Origin of the sequence: Streptomyces gamaensis (assembly GCF_042656465.1) — a bacterium.
Lineage (GTDB): Bacteria > Actinomycetota > Actinomycetes > Streptomycetales > Streptomycetaceae > Streptomyces > Streptomyces gamaensis.
In genome coordinates this window covers 521,641-537,842 of the sequence record NZ_JBHSPB010000002.1, presented here as the reverse complement: position 1 = coordinate 537,842, position 16,202 = coordinate 521,641, and the positions used below count along the sequence as shown (strand labels likewise).

The 16,202-nt window shown below is 74.7% G+C and carries 16 protein-coding genes; 14 read left to right on the top strand and 2 right to left on the bottom strand.

The features are described 5' to 3' along the window. The first annotated feature begins 2 nt into the window (after positions 1-2). Genes ACFP1Z_RS04760 through ACFP1Z_RS04740 form a run of 5 tightly spaced genes read left to right on the top strand, consistent with a single transcriptional unit; the run spans position 3 to position 5,346 of the window. On the top strand, positions 3-1,607 hold the full coding sequence (locus ACFP1Z_RS04760; RefSeq protein WP_390314586.1) for a serine hydrolase domain-containing protein: 1,605 nt from the start codon (positions 3-5) through the stop codon (positions 1,605-1,607). Between the two features lie 59 nt (positions 1,608-1,666). Then, a complete protein-coding gene (locus tag ACFP1Z_RS04755; RefSeq protein WP_390314585.1) occupies positions 1,667-2,554 on the top strand; it encodes a methyltransferase domain-containing protein in 888 nt (295 codons plus the stop codon). Between the two features lie 5 nt (positions 2,555-2,559). Beyond that, complete coding sequence (locus ACFP1Z_RS04750; protein WP_390314584.1) at positions 2,560-3,393, top strand: class I SAM-dependent methyltransferase; 834 nt, start codon at positions 2,560-2,562, stop codon at positions 3,391-3,393. Next, entirely contained in the window at positions 3,390-4,496 is a 1,107-nt protein-coding gene (locus tag ACFP1Z_RS04745; RefSeq protein WP_390314583.1) for a 3-dehydroquinate synthase family protein, read from the top strand. The genes ACFP1Z_RS04750 and ACFP1Z_RS04745 overlap by 4 nt, the downstream gene beginning before the upstream one ends. Further along, entirely contained in the window at positions 4,486-5,346 is an 861-nt protein-coding gene (locus ACFP1Z_RS04740) for a shikimate dehydrogenase family protein (protein WP_390314582.1), read from the top strand. The genes ACFP1Z_RS04745 and ACFP1Z_RS04740 overlap by 11 nt, the downstream gene beginning before the upstream one ends. A 4-nt stretch (positions 5,347-5,350) precedes the next feature. Here ACFP1Z_RS04740 and ACFP1Z_RS04735 read toward each other — a convergent pair whose 3' ends face one another. Further along, positions 5,351-6,274 carry a hypothetical protein gene (locus ACFP1Z_RS04735; RefSeq protein ID WP_390314581.1) on the bottom strand — a complete coding sequence of 308 codons (924 nt, stop codon included), beginning with the start codon at positions 6,272-6,274 and terminating at the stop codon, positions 5,351-5,353. A 225-nt stretch (positions 6,275-6,499) separates the two neighbouring features. On the opposite strand from ACFP1Z_RS04735, the gene ACFP1Z_RS04730 reads away from it, so the two are divergent. The 9 genes from ACFP1Z_RS04730 to ACFP1Z_RS04690 all read left to right on the top strand — a co-directional run bounded on the left by ACFP1Z_RS04730 (position 6,500) and on the right by ACFP1Z_RS04690 (position 14,336). Then, the gene (locus ACFP1Z_RS04730) at positions 6,500-6,781 is read left to right on the top strand and encodes a heavy-metal-associated domain-containing protein (protein WP_390314580.1); all 282 of its coding nucleotides are present in this window, start codon (positions 6,500-6,502) and stop codon (positions 6,779-6,781) included. Positions 6,782-6,867: 86 nt separating this feature from the next. After that, the gene (locus ACFP1Z_RS04725; RefSeq protein ID WP_390314579.1) at positions 6,868-9,135 is read left to right on the top strand and encodes a heavy metal translocating P-type ATPase; all 2,268 of its coding nucleotides are present in this window, start codon (positions 6,868-6,870) and stop codon (positions 9,133-9,135) included. 88 nt (positions 9,136-9,223) lie between these two features. Next, positions 9,224-9,505: a metal-sensitive transcriptional regulator gene (locus ACFP1Z_RS04720; protein ID WP_390314578.1), complete on the top strand. Its 282-nt coding sequence runs from the start codon at positions 9,224-9,226 to the stop codon at positions 9,503-9,505. A gap of 130 nt (positions 9,506-9,635) precedes the next feature. Further along, positions 9,636-10,004, top strand: coding sequence for a BlaI/MecI/CopY family transcriptional regulator (locus tag ACFP1Z_RS04715; protein ID WP_390314577.1), 369 nt, complete (start codon positions 9,636-9,638; stop codon positions 10,002-10,004). Between the two features lie 17 nt (positions 10,005-10,021). Continuing rightward, positions 10,022-10,921: a M56 family metallopeptidase gene (locus ACFP1Z_RS04710; RefSeq protein WP_390314576.1), complete on the top strand. Its 900-nt coding sequence runs from the start codon at positions 10,022-10,024 to the stop codon at positions 10,919-10,921. A 223-nt stretch (positions 10,922-11,144) separates the two neighbouring features. Further along, positions 11,145-11,651: a GNAT family N-acetyltransferase gene (locus tag ACFP1Z_RS04705; protein ID WP_390314575.1), complete on the top strand. Its 507-nt coding sequence runs from the start codon at positions 11,145-11,147 to the stop codon at positions 11,649-11,651. A gap of 153 nt (positions 11,652-11,804) precedes the next feature. Continuing rightward, positions 11,805-12,653 (top strand): class I SAM-dependent methyltransferase, encoded by an 849-nt coding sequence (locus ACFP1Z_RS04700; protein WP_390314574.1) that lies wholly within the window; start codon positions 11,805-11,807, stop codon positions 12,651-12,653. A 122-nt stretch (positions 12,654-12,775) separates the two neighbouring features. Continuing rightward, positions 12,776-13,810, top strand: coding sequence for a LuxR C-terminal-related transcriptional regulator (locus ACFP1Z_RS04695; RefSeq protein ID WP_390314573.1), 1,035 nt, complete (start codon positions 12,776-12,778; stop codon positions 13,808-13,810). 97 nt (positions 13,811-13,907) lie between these two features. Further along, a complete protein-coding gene (locus ACFP1Z_RS04690) occupies positions 13,908-14,336 on the top strand; it encodes a Fur family transcriptional regulator (RefSeq protein WP_390314572.1) in 429 nt (142 codons plus the stop codon). Between the two features lie 250 nt (positions 14,337-14,586). Here ACFP1Z_RS04690 and ACFP1Z_RS04685 read toward each other — a convergent pair whose 3' ends face one another. After that, positions 14,587-16,194: a class I tRNA ligase family protein gene (locus ACFP1Z_RS04685; RefSeq protein ID WP_390314571.1), complete on the bottom strand. Its 1,608-nt coding sequence runs from the start codon at positions 16,192-16,194 to the stop codon at positions 14,587-14,589. Between the last annotated feature and the right edge of the window lie 8 nt (positions 16,195-16,202).

Here is a 16,202-nt window from a genome sequence, read left to right as displayed (position 1 = left end):
CCGTGTCCGACGTCCTGTCCACCACCGTTTTCCTGTCGACGACCTGGCTCGCCGAAGCGGCCGGACGTCTCGCGCCACCGCCCGAACAGGCCCGCGACACCGTCGCGTTCCGGCTGGAGATCAGCGATCCTCCCCCTTCCGTGGTGCGGGAGGCCGACGTCCGTGTCGGCCTGGACTCCGGGCGGCTGGCGGTCCGCGCGGCACAGGGCGCCGCTCCGGGGCTGGTGATCCGGCTGCCGTACGCCGCCGCCCGCGCCCTGCTGCTGGGTTCCGGGGCGGAGCGCGTCGGCGTCTTCGAGCGCGGGGACGTCGAGGCGCGCGGCAACTTCAGTCTGCTGTTCTTCATCGACGCCGCCTTGCAGCAGGACCGTTCGGGGCAGCTGGCCGTGCTGCGCACGGCGTGCGGCGGGCCGGAGCGCGGGCCCGCCGCCGGGTGTCCGCCGCCCCGCGAGGAGACCGAGGAGACCGAGGAAAGCGCGATCCCGGCCCGGGAGGCCGTCGAGCGGGCCCGTGCCGCGCTGCCCGGCACGCTGCGCGAGCTGGAGCGCGAGGTCGGCACCTCGACACCCGGTGCGCAGCTGTACGTCTCGCTTCGGGGAACCGCCGTGGCGGACCTGGGACTTGGCAGCGCTCGCCCCGGGGTGGCCATGACCGAGCGCTCCAAGCCGCTGTGGTACTGCTGCGCGAAACCGCTGCTGTCGGCCGCCCTCGGCCGGCTGTGGGAGGCCGGACGCTACGACCCGTACCTGCCCGTCGCGCACTACCTGCCGGAGTTCGGCCGGGCCGGCAAGGAGTCGGTCACCTCGGTGGAGCTGCTGACCCACACGGGCCCGGTGCCGACCGGCGACGACCCCTTGCACGGCGTCGTGGCGGCACCCGACGCGGAGCGGCTGCGCCGCGCCCTCGCGGTCCCGGTCCCGCGCCGCGCACGGTCCGGGGTGCCCGGTATCAACTACAGCCAGTGGTGGGCCTGGTACGTACTCGCCCAGCTGCTGCCGGTGCTCGACGGCCGCGACTACCGTACGTACGTGGAGCAGGAGATCCTGCGCCCGTGCGGTATGACGGACACCCATGTCCACCTCGACCAGGGGGAGTTCGCCGCGTTCGGGGACCGGCTCCCGCTGATCCATGTGAGCAATCCCGGCAGCGGGCCGCAGCCCACCTCCTGGTGGTCCACCGAGGCGGCCACGACCCGGCCGATCCCGGGGGTGAACACACGGGGGCCGCTGCGCGACCTCGGCAGGCTCTTCGAGATGTTCCTGGCGGCGGGCGACGCCCCCGGCGGGCGTGTCCTCGCGCCGCCGACCGTCGCAGCACTGACGGCCCGTCACCGCTCGGGGGTCTGCGACCGCTACGGCAACGCCGACTGGGGGCTCGGTTTCCGCCTCGAATGCCGGCACCTGAACGCGGAGTGGACCAGCTTCGGCTCGTACGCCTCGCCGCGCTCCTTCGGTCACGACGGGCTGTGGACCGCCGTCGCGTTCGCCGACCCGGACGCCCGGCTCGTGTTCGCCCTGCACCTGAACGGAAAGGTCGAGCACGGCCGCCACCGCGAACGGATCGTCCGGCTCGCGGACGCCGTCTACCGCGACCTCGACCTGATCTGACCCGACCTGATCGGGCCCGAACTCACCCGACCCGCCGAACGGTTACCGGAAAGGCACCCATGACATCCCGCACCGCGCCCGCGTCCCCCCAGTCCCCCGCCTCCTCCGACCTGTCCGGGCTTCCTATGCCGCTGCCCGATCCCGCCGAAGTGGGCCGTCTCTACGACCGGTTCACCGCGCTCGGCGACGCCTCCCTGGGGGAGAACCTGCACTTCGGCTACTGGGACTCGCCCGACAGCACGGTCCCCCTGGCCGAGGCCACCGACCGGCTCACCGACATGATGGCCGACCGTCTGCGCGTCGGTCCGGGCGCGCGCGTGCTCGACCTCGGCTGCGGCACCGGGGCCCCGGGCGTGCGCACCGCGCGCCGTACCGGCGCCCACGTCACCGGGGTGTCGGTGAGCGCCGAGCAGATCCGCCGGGCCGAGGCCCTGGCCGAAGGGGCGGGCCTGGCCGGGCGGATGACGTTCCGGCAGGCGAACGCGCTGGAACTGCCCTTCCCCGACGGGAGTTTCGACGCGGTGCTGGCCCTGGAGTCGATCATTCACATGCCCGATCGCGGCCGGGTCCTCGCCGAGGCCGGGCGGGTGCTGCGGCCCGGGGGCCGGATCGTGCTCACCGACTTCCTGGAACGGGCGGAGATCCCCGCGGCCGGGCGGCCCGCGGTCGAGCGCTATCTGCGCGACTTCATGATGACCATGGTCAGCGCGGAGGTCTATCCGCCGCTGCTGCGCGCGGCCGGGCTGTGGCTGGAGGAGCTGCTGGACATCAGCGACCACACCCTGCGGCAGACGTTCGTCCTGCTGTCGGAGCGCATCAGGAAGGCCAGGGCGGAGCTGACGGGCCGTTACGGCGAGGAGATGGTGGACCAGTTCGACCCCGGTGACCTGGTCGGCATCGAGGAGTTCGGCTATCTGCTGCTCGTCGCCGCGAAGCCGGGGAGGTGACCGCGATGACCGGCGGGGCACCGGCGGCGGAGGGGATCGGCGAGCTCTACGACCGGCTCACCGATCTCATGGCGCACGCCATGGGCGGTTATCTGCACGGCGGTTACTGGGCCGGCCCGGACCCGGCGACGACGGTCGAGGAGGCCGGGGACCGGCTGACCGACGTCGTGGCGGCGGGCCTGGACCTGCGTCCCGGCTCGCGGCTGCTCGACGTGGGCTGCGGCAACGGCAAGGCGGGCCTGCGGGTGGCCGCGGCCCACGGCGCGCACGTCACCGGCATCACCCTCAGCCCGTACCAGGCGGGTCTGGCCCGCGAGCGGGCCGCCGCCGCGGGGATGGCCGCGTCGGCCCGCTTCGAGGTCGCCGACATGCACGATCTTCCCTTCGCCGAGGCGTCGTTCGACGCGGTGCTCGCGATCGAGGTGATGTGCCACGCCCCGGTGCGGACCCGGGTGTACGAGCAGCTCGCCCGGGTCCTGCGGCCCGGGGGCACGGTGGCCGTCACGGACTTCGTGCTGCGCCGCCCGGTGCTCGACCCGGGGCGGCGGGCCGCCGTGGAGCACTCCGAGGGGGACTTCCAGCACGGGCCGATCCTGCCCAGGGCCGCGTACGAGGAGTGCGTCACCGCCGCCGGGCTCGACGTCGTGGACTTCACGGACATCGGGGAGGCCGTCCGGCCGTCCTTCGAGGCCGTGGCCGCCGCGATGCGCGCGGCACGGCAGGTGGTTCAGACCGGTATGGCCGAGGCGGACTTCCACCGCATGGTCGACGGCATCGCCCGCTTCGGCTCGGTGACGGAGATCGGCTACGCGGTGGTGACGGCACGGAAGCCGTCGTGACGGACACGGCGGGAGCAGCCGAAGGCACGCGGGTCGACGTCGAGTTGGGCGAGCGCGCGTATCCCGTGCACATCGGTCCGGGCGTACGGGCCCTGCTGCCCGGAGTGATCGCGGCGCTGGGCGCCCGGCGGGCCGTCGTCGTCTCCGCCCGGCCGCCCGGGCTGCTGCCCGGCACGGGCGTACCGACGCTGACGCTCACGGCGCGCGACGGCGAGGCGCACAAGACACCCGGTCATGTCGCCTCGCTGTGCCGGGAGTTCGCCCAATACGGGCTGACCCGTGCCGATGTGGTGGTCTCCTGCGGGGGCGGCACGACCACGGACACGGTGGGGCTGGCGGCCGCCCTCTACCACCGGGGGGTGGCGGTGGTGCACCTGCCGACCACGCTGCTCGCCCAGGTCGACGCGAGCGTCGGCGGGAAGACGGCGGTGAACCTGCCGGAGGGCAAGAACCTGATGGGCGCCTACTGGCAGCCGCGGGCCGTGCTGTGCGACACCGGCTTCCTGCGCACCCTGCCCGCCGAGGAGTGGGCCAACGGCTACGGCGAGCTGGCCCGTTGCCACTTCATCGGAGCGGGCGAGCTGCGCGGTCTGCCCGTCCACGAGCAGATCGCGGCGAGCGTGCGGCTCAAGGCGGCGGTCGTGGCGGCGGACGAACGCGACACGGGCCGCCGGCACCTCCTCAACTACGGCCACACGCTGGGCCACGCGCTGGAGACCGCGACGGGTTTTGCGGTGCGGCACGGCGAGGGCGTGGCGATCGGCACCGTCTTCGCGGGCCTGCTGGCCCGGGCCCTGGGGCGCGTCGACAGCGCCCGCGCCCGCGAACACCGGGAGGTGGTCCGGCACTACGGGCTGCCGGACCGGCTGCCGCCGGGGGTGGACGTCGCCGGGCTCGTGACGCTGATGCGGCGCGACAAGAAGGCGGCCGCGTCCTGCCACGGGCTCACGTTCGTGCTCGACGGCCCGCGCGGTCCCGAGGTCGTGCCCGGCGTGCCGGAGGAGACGGTGGCCCGGGTCCTGGGGACGATGCGGGCCGAGACCGCCGTCCGGCACCCCGTGCCGGCGGATCCGACGACCGCAAGGGGATCCCGTGCGCCCTGATGTTCCCTCGTCCGTGACCGTCAGCGGCACGACGCGCCTGCTCGCCGTCCTGGGCGATCCCGTCGCGCAGGTACGGGCGCCGGCGCTGCTCAATCCGCTGTTCGCGCGGCTGGGCCACGACGCCGTGCTGGTTCCGGTGCACGCCTCGCCCGAGGACCTCCCGGCGGTGGTCCGGGGGCTGAAGCGCGTCCGTAACCTCGACGGGCTGCTGGTCACCGTCCCGCACAAGATCGCGGCGCTGCGTTTCGCGGACGTGGTGGGGGCGACGGCGGCGGCCGTGGGCAGTACCAACGCCCTGCGCCGCGAGGCCGACGGCCGGTGGCGGGCCGAGAACTTCGACGGCTCGGGTTTCGTCGCGGGGCTGCGGGCCGCCGGACACGACCCCGAGGGGCGGCGGGCGGTGCTCGCGGGGGCGGGGGGCGCCGGGAGCGCGGTCGCGGCGGCGCTGCTGGAGGCCGGGGTGGCGCGGCTGACGGTGTGCGACCCGGACAGCGCGCGTCTGCGCGCGCTGTGCGCACGGCTGGAGCGGTACCGGCCGGGCCGGACGGCGGCGGCCGCCCCGGCGGACCTGCCGGGGCGCGGACCGCTCGGCGACTGCGACCTCGCGGTGAACGCGACCCCGCTGGGCATGCGGCCGGACGATCCGCTGCCCTTCCCCCCGCAGGAGCTGCCCCCGGGGGCGGTGGTGGCCGACATCGTCATGAAGCCGGAGTGGACCCCGCTGCTCACGGCGGCCGCCGGACTGGGCCTGACGGTGCATCACGGCCACCATATGCTCGACCACCAACTGGGCTTCTACTGCGGCTTCTTCGGGTTCGGCGAGGTACGGGACGGCGGGCCGGCCGGCTGAGCGCTCAGCCGCCGTGCCCCGCCCCCGGCGCGGCCTCGACGGTGAAGGCGGCGGTGCGGACCGTACCGCCGTGCTGGAAGTCCAGGAAGAGGCGGTAGGTGCCCGCGCTGGGGGCGGTGGCGGTGAAGGAGATCTCCGGCCCGGAGCCGGTGGCCGCGTCGCCGGGCCCGCCGCCCGGGTGGACGTGGAGATAGCCCAGGTCGCCCGAGCGCAGGGCCACGAGGTGGCCGTACGCGCCGAGGTAGGGCTCCAGGTCGGTGACGGGGCGGCCGTCCCTGGCCACGGTCAGGCGCAGGGTGCCGGGCTCGCCGGCGCGCAGGGCGCCGTCGAGGGTGACGGTGTAGTCGTCGACGGTCGCGGTGCGGGAGGGCGTGTGGGGGGCGCTCGGCTCGTACGGGCCGGAGACCGCTAGGTCGGCGCCGAGGGTGAGGTCGCGGGCGTCCTTCGCGGCCGGTGTGAAGTCGGCGAGGACGCGGTAGTCGCCGGCGCGGGGCAGGTCGACGGGGGTGCTCCAGGTGCCGTCGGCGTCGCGCACGGGGTGCAGATGCCGGTAGGTGGCCAGGTCGCGCGAGGCGAGGATGAGGTGCAGCTCCTTGCCGTGCTCCTCCCGGTAGGCCGTCACGGGGCGGCCGTCGTGGCCGGTGATCGCGAAGCGCAGGGTCTGGGGCTGGCCTGCGGCCAGTCGCGCGGTCCTCAGGTCGAGGGTGTAGCCGGCCTCCGATATCTGCAGGCCGCCGGCCGGGTGGGCGTCGTGGCCCGCTGACTCCCCGTGTGCGTCCTTGTCCCCGTGCTTGTCCCCGTGCGCGGCGTGGGCGGTGGTCTCCGCCTTGTCCGTGAGGGGGTCGATGCCGTGGCCCGCTCCGTAGGCGGTGCCGAAGGTGGCCGCGAGCGCGGCGGCGAATGCGGTGATCTTCACTGCGGTGTTCATGACGGCGCTCCCTGCTTCCCGCCCCCTGCCGGGGCGTCGACTTCGCACGGCCGCTCCCGCGACCCACCACCCGAAGATACCCCCAGGGGGTATGAAGTCAACCCCGGTCCGGGCTTGCGTCGGATACGGGGCAGGGGTATACCTGAAGCAGGTCGAGCGATACCCCCCATGGGTATCCAGGCCCGCTTGGTCCACCGCACTACCGAACGCCCCGGGAGGAATTCCATGTCCGACTGCTGCACCCCCGAAGGCAGCTGCCACTCCGCGGGCCCGGCGACCGTCGCGGTCGCCGACGCCCCGGCCGTCGTCTACGCCGTGTCCGGGATGACCTGCGGCCACTGCAAGGCGACGCTCACCAAGGCGATCGGGGAGCTCGACGGCGTGGCCTCCGTCGACGTCCAGGTCGGCGCCGGCACGGTCGCCGTCGTCTTCTCCGGCGAGCCCGACGACGCGCTGATCGCGCGGGTCGTCGACGACGCCGGGTACGAGCTGACCGGCCGCGCCTGACCTTCGGCCCCCCTCGCCGCCACTCCCCGTCCGGGGCCCCGGCAGCCGCCGGGCCCCGGCCGCCGTTCTCCAGCACGAGGAGCACGATGTCCACCACGACCACCGGTGCCGCGGGCACCACCGAGACAGAACTCGCCATCGGCGGAATGACCTGCGCCTCGTGCGCGGCCCGCATAGAGAAGAAGCTCAACCGCATGGACGGTGTGGCGGCCACCGTCAACTACGCCACCGAGAAGGCCAAGGTCACCTTCAGCGACGACGTCACGGTGGCCGACCTGATCGCCACCGTCGAGGCCACCGGCTACACCGCCGCTCCCCCGGCCCCGCCGCGCGAGCGCAACGCGCCGGAGCAGGGCGGCCCCGGCGCCGAAGCGGCCGACGAGCTGCGCCCGTTGCGGCAGCGGCTGGTGACCGCGGTCGTCCTCGCCGTCCCCGTCATCGTCCTCGCGATGGTGCCGGCCCTGCAGTTCGAGTACTGGCAGTGGCTGTCCCTGACCCTGACCGCGCCGGTCGTCACCTATGCCGCCTGGCCCTTCCACCGGGCCGCCTGGACCAACGCCCGGCACGGCGCGGCCACCATGGACTCCCTGATATCGGTGGGCACCTCGGCCGCGTTCCTGTGGTCGCTGTGGGCCCTGTTCTTCGGCAGCGCGGGCATGCCCGGGATGACGCACGCCTTCGAGCTGACCATCGCCCGCAGCGACGGCGCCGGGAACATCTATCTCGAAGCGGCCGCCGGAGTGACCGCGTTCATCCTCGCCGGACGCTACTTCGAGGCCCGCTCCAAGCGCCGGGCCGGGGCCGCGCTCAAGGCGCTGCTGGAGCTGGGCGCGAAGGAAGTGACCGTGCTGCGCGGCGGCCGCGAGGAGCGGATCCGCACCGAGGACCTGGCGGTCGGCGACCGCTTCGTGGTCCGGCCCGGCGAGAAGATCGCCACCGACGGCATCGTCGTCGAGGGCAGCTCGGCCGTGGACGCCTCCATGCTCACCGGCGAGTCGGTGCCGGTCGAGGTCGGCGTCGGCGACGCCGTCACCGGCGCGACCCTCAACGCGGGCGGCCGGCTCGTGGTGGAGGCCACCCGCGTCGGCGCGGACACCCAACTGGCCCGGATGGCCAAACTCGTGGAGGACGCGCAGAACGGAAAGGCGGCCGCCCAGCGGCTCGCCGACCGCATCTCGGCCGTCTTCGTTCCCGTCGTCATCGCCCTCGCGCTCGCGACCCTCGGCTTCTGGCTCGGCAACGGCGCGGGCCTGACCGCCGCGTTCACCGCCGCCGTGGCCGTCCTCATCATCGCCTGCCCGTGCGCCCTGGGACTGGCCACCCCCACCGCCCTCATGGTCGGCACCGGGCGCGGCGCGCAGCTGGGCATCCTCATCAAGGGCCCGGAGGTCCTGGAGACCACGCGCAAGGTCGACACGATCGTCCTGGACAAGACCGGCACCGTCACCACCGGCCGGATGACCCTGCTGAAGGTGCACACGGCCGCGAGCACCGACGAGCGCGAAGTGCTGCGTCTGGCGGGCGCGTTGGAGCACGCCTCCGAGCACCCGATCGCCCAGGCCGTGGCCACCGGCGCCGCCGAGAAGGCCGGACCGCTGCCCGTACCGGAGGACTTCGCGAACCTGCCCGGCCTCGGGGTGCAGGGCGTCGTCGACGGGCACGCGGTGCTCGTCGGCCGGGAGAAGCTGCTCGCCGAGTGGGCCATGCACCTGCCGGCGGAGCTCGCGCGGGCCAAGGAGGAGGCCGAGGCCGCGGGCCGTACCGCGATCGCGGTGGCCTGGGACGGCGAGGCGCGGGCGGTGCTGGAGGTCGCGGACGCCGTCAAGGACACCAGCGCGGAGGCCATCCGCCGGCTGCGCTCCCTCGGGCTCACCCCGATCCTGCTGACCGGCGACAACCGGGCGGTGGCCGAGGCGGTGGCCCGCGAGGTCGGCATCGACGAGGTGATCGCCGAGGTCATGCCGCAGGACAAGGTCGACGTCGTCAAGCGGCTGCAGGGCGAGGGCCGTTCGGTGGCCATGGTCGGCGACGGCGTCAACGACGCGGCCGCGCTCGCCCAGGCCGACCTCGGGCTCGCGATGGGCACCGGCACCGACGCCGCCATCGAGGCGGGCGACCTGACGCTGGTGCGCGGTGACCTGCGGGCCGCGGCGGACGCCATCCGGCTCTCGCGGCGCACGCTCGGCACCATCAAGTCCAATCTCTTCTGGGCCTTCGCCTACAACGTGGCGGCGCTGCCGCTGGCGGCGTCCGGACTGCTCAACCCGATGATCGCGGGTGCGGCGATGGCCTTCTCCTCCGTCTTCGTCGTCGGCAACAGCCTGCGCCTGCGCGGCTTCCGCGCCGAGTCCTGAACCTTTCCCCAGACCCACCGACTCCTCGCATCCGGGTGGGGCGGACCCTCCGGTCCGCCCCACCCTTCGTCGCATCACGGAGGCAGCCATGGCCGGTTACGAACGACACAAGGACGACGTCCTGCGGCGCCTGCGCCGCATCGAGGGCCAGGTGCGCGGCCTGCAGCGCATGGTCGAGGAGGACACCTACTGCATCGACGTCCTCACCCAGATCTCGGCGACGACCGCCGCCCTGCAGGCGTCCGCGCTGCAACTGCTCGACGAGCACCTCGGCTGCTGCGTGACCGAGGCCATCGGCCGGGGCGAGAACGAGGCCCGGGAGAAGGTCGAGGAGGCCACGCGCGCCATCGCCCGGCTCGTACGGGCGTGAGGGACAGGCGTGAGGGCAGGGCGTGAACGGGCGTGGGGCGCGGGCGTGAAAGGCTCCCGCGCCCGCGTTCGTCGCGAGTCGTACGATGAGCCGCAGGCACCGCAGGCGGCGGTCGGAGGAGGGGGAAGCCGTGCGTCGGCTCGGCGAGCTGGAGAGCGAGATCATGGACCGGCTGTGGGAGTGGGGGCGGCCTGCCACCGTCCGCGCGGTCGTCGACGACATCAACCGCACCCGCCCGGTGGCCTACACCACGGTGATGACCGTCGCCGACATCCTCTACCGCAAGGGCTGGCTGCGGCGTGAGAAGTCGGGCCGGGCCTGGCTGTACGAACCGGTGCGCAGCCGCGAGGAGTACACGGCGGGGCTGATGCAGGACGCGCTGGGCAATACCCAGGACCGGCGGGCGGCACTGCTGCGGTTCGTCGAGCACATGTCGCGCGAGGACATCGAGGCGCTCGACGCGGCGCTGCGCTCCATCGGCCGCGGCGGCCGCCCGTGATGCTGCTCAACCATCACGTGCTGCAGCCTGTGGCCTTCGCGCTGCTGTCCGGCGTCGTCGCGCCCAAGGCGCTGGCCCGCGCCAAGTGGGCCGCGTACGCGCCCCGGTTGGCCGCGGCCGCCTGGCTCGTGCTGATGGTGGTGTTCTCCCTCGCGTGCGCCCTGGGCACGACGCAGCTGCTGCTGCCCGACGAGCTGGGACACCAACTGGGGCCGGTGCTCGCGGCGGTGTGGGACCACGCCTGGTGGCGGGCGGACGCGGACGGCACGCGGGTGCTGCTGGGGACGGGGGCCGGGCTCGCCGTCCTCGCCCTGCCCGGTGCCGCGTTCGCGCGCGAGCTGTTCGCGGCCCGCGCGCGGCGCGGCCGGCACGTGCGGGCCCTGCGTCTGGTGGGCCGCAGGGCACCGGGGTCGGCGGTGACGGTCCTCGACCACGACACCCCGGCGGTGTACTGCGTGCCGGGACGTCCGGCCCGTGTCGTGGTCTCCTCGGGCGCGTTGCGTGTGCTGAGCCCCGATCAGCTGGAGGCCGCGCTCGCGCACGAGCGCGCGCACCTGAGGGGACGTCACCATCTGCTGGTGGTCGGCGCGGACGCGTACCGGCGGGCCTTCGGGCGGCTGCCGCTGGCGCGTCTGGCCGGGGAGCGGCTGCCGCTGCTGGTGGAGATGGCGGCCGACGACCGTGCGCTGCGCGGCTGTTCGCGCGAGGCGCTGGCGACCGCGCTGTACGAGGTGGCGGCCGGGCACACGCCGGGCGGCGCGTTCGCGGCGGGCGGCCCGTCGGCGGTGGTGCGCATCCAGCGGATCCTGCGGCCGGCCGGGCCGAGGCGGCCCGCGCTGAGCGGACTGGGGTGGCTCGCGGTCGCGGGGGCGGTGGCGGTGCCGGTGGCCTTTGCCTGCTGCGGATTCCTGGGATGAGTTCTCCAACAGCCTTACGGCTACTGAATAACTAAGTAATTTAGTAGCCGGATCGGGCTCCTCCGGCCCGCCTTCCCGTACACATTCCCCACACAAAACGGCGGCCGTTCCCAGCATTTCCCACTCTTTTCGGCGGCCCCTTTTTCGGGGCCGCCGCAGCGGTCTATGGTGGTGCGCACCCGGGCGGAGACTCCCCCGGCCAGGCAGGAGATCCATGGGACCGATGGAGATACGGCCCGCGGTCGAGGCCGAGGCATCCACCGTGTCCCGGCTGCTCGCCGAGGCATTGCGCGAGAGCTATGTGCCGCTGCTCGGCGAGAGCGTCACGAACAGCCTGATCGGCCGTTATTGCTCGATTTCCCGTATCCGCACCGAAATTGGGGTCACGCGCGGCGATCCGGCGTGGCTGGGCTGGCTGGTGGCGGCCACCGGGAGGGGCGAGGTGGTGGGCGCGGCGGCGGGCGGCATCGTGATGGCCGGCTGCGGGGAGCTGTTCTCCGTGTGCACGGCGCCGGCGCACCGGCGCCGTGGTGTGGGCTCGGCGCTGCTGGAGCGGCTGACCGACCGGCACCGCGCGCACCGGGCCCGCGAGCAGTGGGTGAGCGTGCGGTCCGGGGCCGACCCCGCGCTGCCGTTCCTGACCCGGCACGGCTTCCGCCCCCCGGCGGCCGGGGCCATCGGCGACGGCGGCAACACGGCTGCCGAGCTGCGCTGTTCGCGGGCGATCTGACGGATCCGGGCGCCGCGTGGCGGGTCCACGCCATCGCGTGGACGCGCAGCCACGGACGGTGGTCCCTATCGGCGGTGGCGCGCGACGATGGGCCGGACAGCACGGTCCGGACGCCCGCACGCCGGTCCCTCGCCCGCGCCCCCTGGAGGAGCCATGCCCGCACTGCCGACCGCCGCCGCGCCGGGCCTGCTCGCGCCGGACACCGTACGGCTCGCCGGCCCGGCGGGGCCGCCGTGGCTGCCGGGGCTGGAGTCCGTGGCCCCGGAGGACCCCGAAGGCCCGTGGCTGCAGGCGGCGTTGCTCGGCCCGTACAGCGCGGACATCCTGGGGCATCTCGCGGTGGCGCGTTCCACGGGCGGGCCCGTGCTGGATCTGGGGGCGGGGGGCGGGCGGCTGTCCGTGCCCTTCGCCCGGCACGGTTTCGAGGTGGACGCCGTCGACCGGGACGCCCCTTCGCTGCTGCGGCTGGAGGCGTGGGCGGCCCGCTGCGGGGACGCGGTGCGCCGCTGCGTGACGGCCGTGCACACGGATCTGGCGGCGCTGCGGCTGCGCCGCCGCTACCGGTTCGTGCTGCTGGCGGGGGCGATGGTCAGCGCGGTGCCTCCGAGGGCCCGGGCCGAGCTGCTGGCCCTGCTCGCCCGGCATCTGCACCCGCAGGGCGCGCTCGCGCTGGACTACGCCGAGCACGCGCCGGAGCAGCTCGCCGAACGGCCCTGCCGCACCTGGAGGTTCGAGGTACCGCGGGTCGACGGGGTCCGGGAGACGGCGACGGCCCGGCAGGTCTTCGACCCCGTCGCACTCACCGAGCACATCGCGTACCGCTCGCAGTGCCTGTCGGCCGACGGTTCGCTCCGGCAGACGCTGCTGACGACGGACAAGTGGATCGTCGAGCCGGGAGCGCTGCGCGCGGACCTCGCGCGGGCGGGCCTGCGGGTCGTCTCGTCGGCCCGGCAGCGGCTGGACGCCTCCACGAGCGGAGTCCTGCTGGTGTGCCGCACGTGAACCGACGTGACACGGACCACACCTGACATGCCGTCGCCCCGGCCGTCGTCCGCTGTTCATACGGACGTTACAGTGACCGCCATCGCGCAACCACAGCGTGCGACAGGGGGGCAGGTCACGACGTGGCGAGGAGAGAAGCCTGCGGCACGCCCGACCAGGCGTTCGCCGTCTACCAGCGGCTGCGCGCCCACGGCACGGCGGACCTGGGCGCCGCGGCCCGCGAACTCGGCCTCGACGCCCGGGAGACCGGCGACGCGGCCGGGGAGCTGACCCGGCTGGGCCTGATCGCCCCGGCCCCCGCCGGGCCGGCCGACGGCGCCGGTGAGCACGGCGGGAGCGCGGAGCCCGTCACGGCCGTCGCCCCCGAAGTGGCGCTGCTGCGCGTCCTGCAGCGCGAGCAGCGGGCCCTGCACCGCAGGCTGCACGAGGCCGATCAGGCCTACACGGCGCTGGAGGCGCTCACCGAACGCTACTTGCGGTCCGGCAGTCCCGGCGAGGCGGCGGTGGAGGTGGAGATCCTCACCGACTACGGGCGCATCCACCAGGTACTGGAGGAACTGACCGAGGTCGTCCGCGAGGACATCTCCTCCATGCACCCCGGAGCCCTGCCCACCGGGGAGTTCCTCGCACAGGGCCTGGAGCGCGACCGGCGGCTGCTGGCGAGCGGGGCACGGGTACGGACGATCAACAACCAGCGGCTGGCCGCGATCCCGCCGCTGCGCGACTACTTCCACCATCAGACGGCTCTGGGGGTGGAGGTCCGGCTGGCGCCCGTGGTCCCGGTCAACATGATCCTGGGCGACCGGCGGTTCGCGCTGCTGCCGCTGGACCCGGAGGACCAGCGGGCCGGGGCGATCCTCGCCCGGGGTCCGGCGCTGGTGCGCTCGTACCTCACGATGTACGAGTACTGCTGGCACACGTCCTCGCCCTTCGACGGCGGCGCCGAGACCGAGCGCGGCGGTGACGGGCTGACCGAGCAGCAGCGGGCGGCGGTGCGCATGCTCGCGTCCGGGATGAAGGACGAGAAGATCGCCCGGAATCTGGGGGTCTCGCTGCGGACCGTGAGCCGACTGCTGTCCGAGGTGATGCAGGTCCTCGGGGCGTCCAGCCGCTTCGAGGCGGGGGTCAAGGCCACCCGCATGGGCTGGCTCGACTGAACCTCCGCCGCCCTCCCGCCCCCGGCCCGCCGGGGCGACGACGGGTAGGATTGCGACACATCTTTGGCTGGACCAAAGCAGCGGAGGGGCGGGAACCGTGGCGGGTGGTACGGCGCTGTCGGGGCGGGAGGCGGCGGTGCAGCAGCTGCGCGACGCCGGCCTGCGGGTGACGAGCCCGCGCCTGGAGGTGCTGCATGTCCTCACCGCGGGCGGCCACTTGGACGTGGAGGCCATCACGGCCGCCGCCCGGGAGCGGCTGGGGACGCTGACCAGTCAGGCCGTCTACGAGATGCTGCGGCACTTCCTGGAGGCGGGCCTGGCCCGCAGGTTCGACCGCCCCGGCCGCCCCGCCGTCTTCGAGGCGGCGGGCGAGCCGCACCAGCACGCGCTGTGCGAGGGCTGCGGCCGGGTCGCGGCGGTGGGCGCGCAGGCCCCGCCCGTCCCCCGCGAGGGAGTCGACGGCTGGCGGCTGGACGGGGCCGAGGTCGTCTTCCGGGGGCTGTGCCCGGACTGCCGCGAGCCGTAGCGGGAAGCCGGCCTTCAAGGCCAGACGATGCGGTCGTCGGCGCGGTCGGCGTACGGGGCGGCGGGACAGGGGCGAACCGACATGATTCCTCCGGGAGTTGTGAAGCGCGGGGCCCGGTCGCCGGGCCCCAGCGGGATGCTTCGATCATCTCCGGGGAACCGCGGGCCCACCAGCCTTCCGGCACGTCGTGGACCCGCCATGGCACGGACGCGTCACTTTTCGAAGAATGTCACCTTCGCTCCCGGGCACGTCAGAAGCCGAAGACCGGCCCCGAGGGCGGCGCGAGCCGGGTGCCCGGCGCGGGGGCGGCCAGGGCGGAGGCGTCGACCGGCCGGCCCTTCGGCAGGCGCAGGGAGGCGGCGAGCCGGTCGGCGCCCTCGGGCATGACGGGCCGCGCCCAGGCGGTCAGCGCCCCGGCGACCGCCAGCTGCGCCACGAGCGCGGCGCCGTCGTCCGCCCCGCCGTCCACCGTGTCGTGCACCGCGTCGTTGACGTGTCCGAAGTCGGCGGTGGCGCACAGGACTTCGTCGAGGAGGGCGACGGCCCGGCGCGGGTCGAAGGAGTCCGGCGCGTACGCCTCGCGCAGGTCCTCGGCGGCCCGCACGAGGCGCCGGTGGAGCACGTCCCAGCCCGTACCGCCGGGGGCCGCCTCGGGGACGAGGCCGGCGTGCCGTTCGCGGACGGCCGCGAGCAGCCGGGCCGTCCAGGCGTTCCAGGTCCCGTCCAGCACCCGGCGGGCTCCGACGAGGTCCTCGCGCCGGAAGCCGGTGCCGCGGGCGAGGGGGCGCGCCGCGAGGACGTACCGGCGCAGGGTGTCGGAGCCGAACTCGGTGAGCAGGTCCAGTGCCCAGACCTCGGGGCGCCGCCCGGGACCGCCGGGCGGGTGCGGGTGCTCGTCCTCGTCGTACCGGCGGAAGGTCTCGTTGACGAAGAAGTCCTGCGGCAGCTTCACGCCCCGGGCCAGGAGCAGGGCGGGCAGCAGCACGGCCTGGACGAAGGCGTGGCCGAAGCCGCCGAAGTGGGCGGTGCGCCGCGGCAGTACGTCCTCGTCCGGGCCGGCGAGGCCGCCGCCGTACAGGGTGATCGCGGCTTCCTCGAAGCGGGCGTCGATCCGGTGGTCGGCGAAGGCGTCGACCGGTACGGGCGTGCCCCACTCCCCCGGGTGGGAGACGGCGAGTTCGGGCAGGCCGTCGTCGAGCAGGGCGCGGCACAGGGCGGCGAGCCGGGGCGGGAGGGCTGCTGCGCGCCAGTGGTCGGCGAGTTCCTCGCGCAGCGGTTCCAGGGCCAGGTAGAGCCGCCGGCAGCGGCGTGGCGCGGCCGCGGCGCCGCACACCGCGCACGTGGGCGCGGTCAGGTCGGCGCCGTCGTTGGGGCGGGCGCAGGCGCGGCAGTGGCCGCCGCCGCACGCGGCGCCGCAGTGCGGGCACTCCCCGGTGACGTGGGCGCCGTGCAGCCACTGGCCGCAGGGTTCGCAGTACGGCAGGAGCCGGGCGCGCCCGGCGATGAGTCCCTCGGCGTACAGGGCGCGGAACGTCTCCTGCACCCAGGGCCGGTAGCCGGTGCCGGAGCGGGGTGCGACGACGTGGTCGAACTCCACGCCGCAGCGCTGCCAGTCGGCGGTGATCGCCTCGCGGTAGCCCTCGGCGACCTCGGCGGGTTTGCGGCCCTGGCGCAGGGCGCGCAGCGCGACCGAGCCGCTGTGGTCGGCGGTGCCGGTGGTCAGCAGGACGTCCTGGCCGTCGGCGCGCAGGAAGCGGCGCAGGACGTCGGCGGCGACGTAGGGGCCGGCGAGATGTCCGATGTGCAGTTCGCCGTGCGGGGCGGGCGGGGTCGCCGTGATCCAGAGCGGGGCACTCATGGGGGTTG

Excerpts from the sequence above, each read along its gene's own strand:
- ACFP1Z_RS04755 (WP_390314585.1), top strand. The coding sequence starts at position 1,667 with ATGACATCCCGCACCGCGCCCGCGTCCCCCCAGTCCCCCGCCTCCTCC.
- ACFP1Z_RS04750 (WP_390314584.1), top strand. The coding sequence starts at position 2,560 with ATGACCGGCGGGGCACCGGCGGCGGAGGGGATCGGCGAGCTCTACGAC.
- ACFP1Z_RS04735 (WP_390314581.1), bottom strand. The coding sequence starts at position 6,274 with ATGAACACCGCAGTGAAGATCACCGCATTCGCCGCCGCGCTCGCGGCC.
- ACFP1Z_RS04730 (WP_390314580.1), top strand. The coding sequence starts at position 6,500 with ATGTCCGACTGCTGCACCCCCGAAGGCAGCTGCCACTCCGCGGGCCCG.
- ACFP1Z_RS04725 (WP_390314579.1), top strand. The coding sequence starts at position 6,868 with ATGTCCACCACGACCACCGGTGCCGCGGGCACCACCGAGACAGAACTC.
- ACFP1Z_RS04720 (WP_390314578.1), top strand. The coding sequence starts at position 9,224 with ATGGCCGGTTACGAACGACACAAGGACGACGTCCTGCGGCGCCTGCGC.
- ACFP1Z_RS04705 (WP_390314575.1), top strand. The coding sequence starts at position 11,145 with ATGGAGATACGGCCCGCGGTCGAGGCCGAGGCATCCACCGTGTCCCGG.
- ACFP1Z_RS04700 (WP_390314574.1), top strand. The coding sequence starts at position 11,805 with ATGCCCGCACTGCCGACCGCCGCCGCGCCGGGCCTGCTCGCGCCGGAC.
- ACFP1Z_RS04685 (WP_390314571.1), bottom strand. The coding sequence starts at position 16,194 with ATGAGTGCCCCGCTCTGGATCACGGCGACCCCGCCCGCCCCGCACGGC.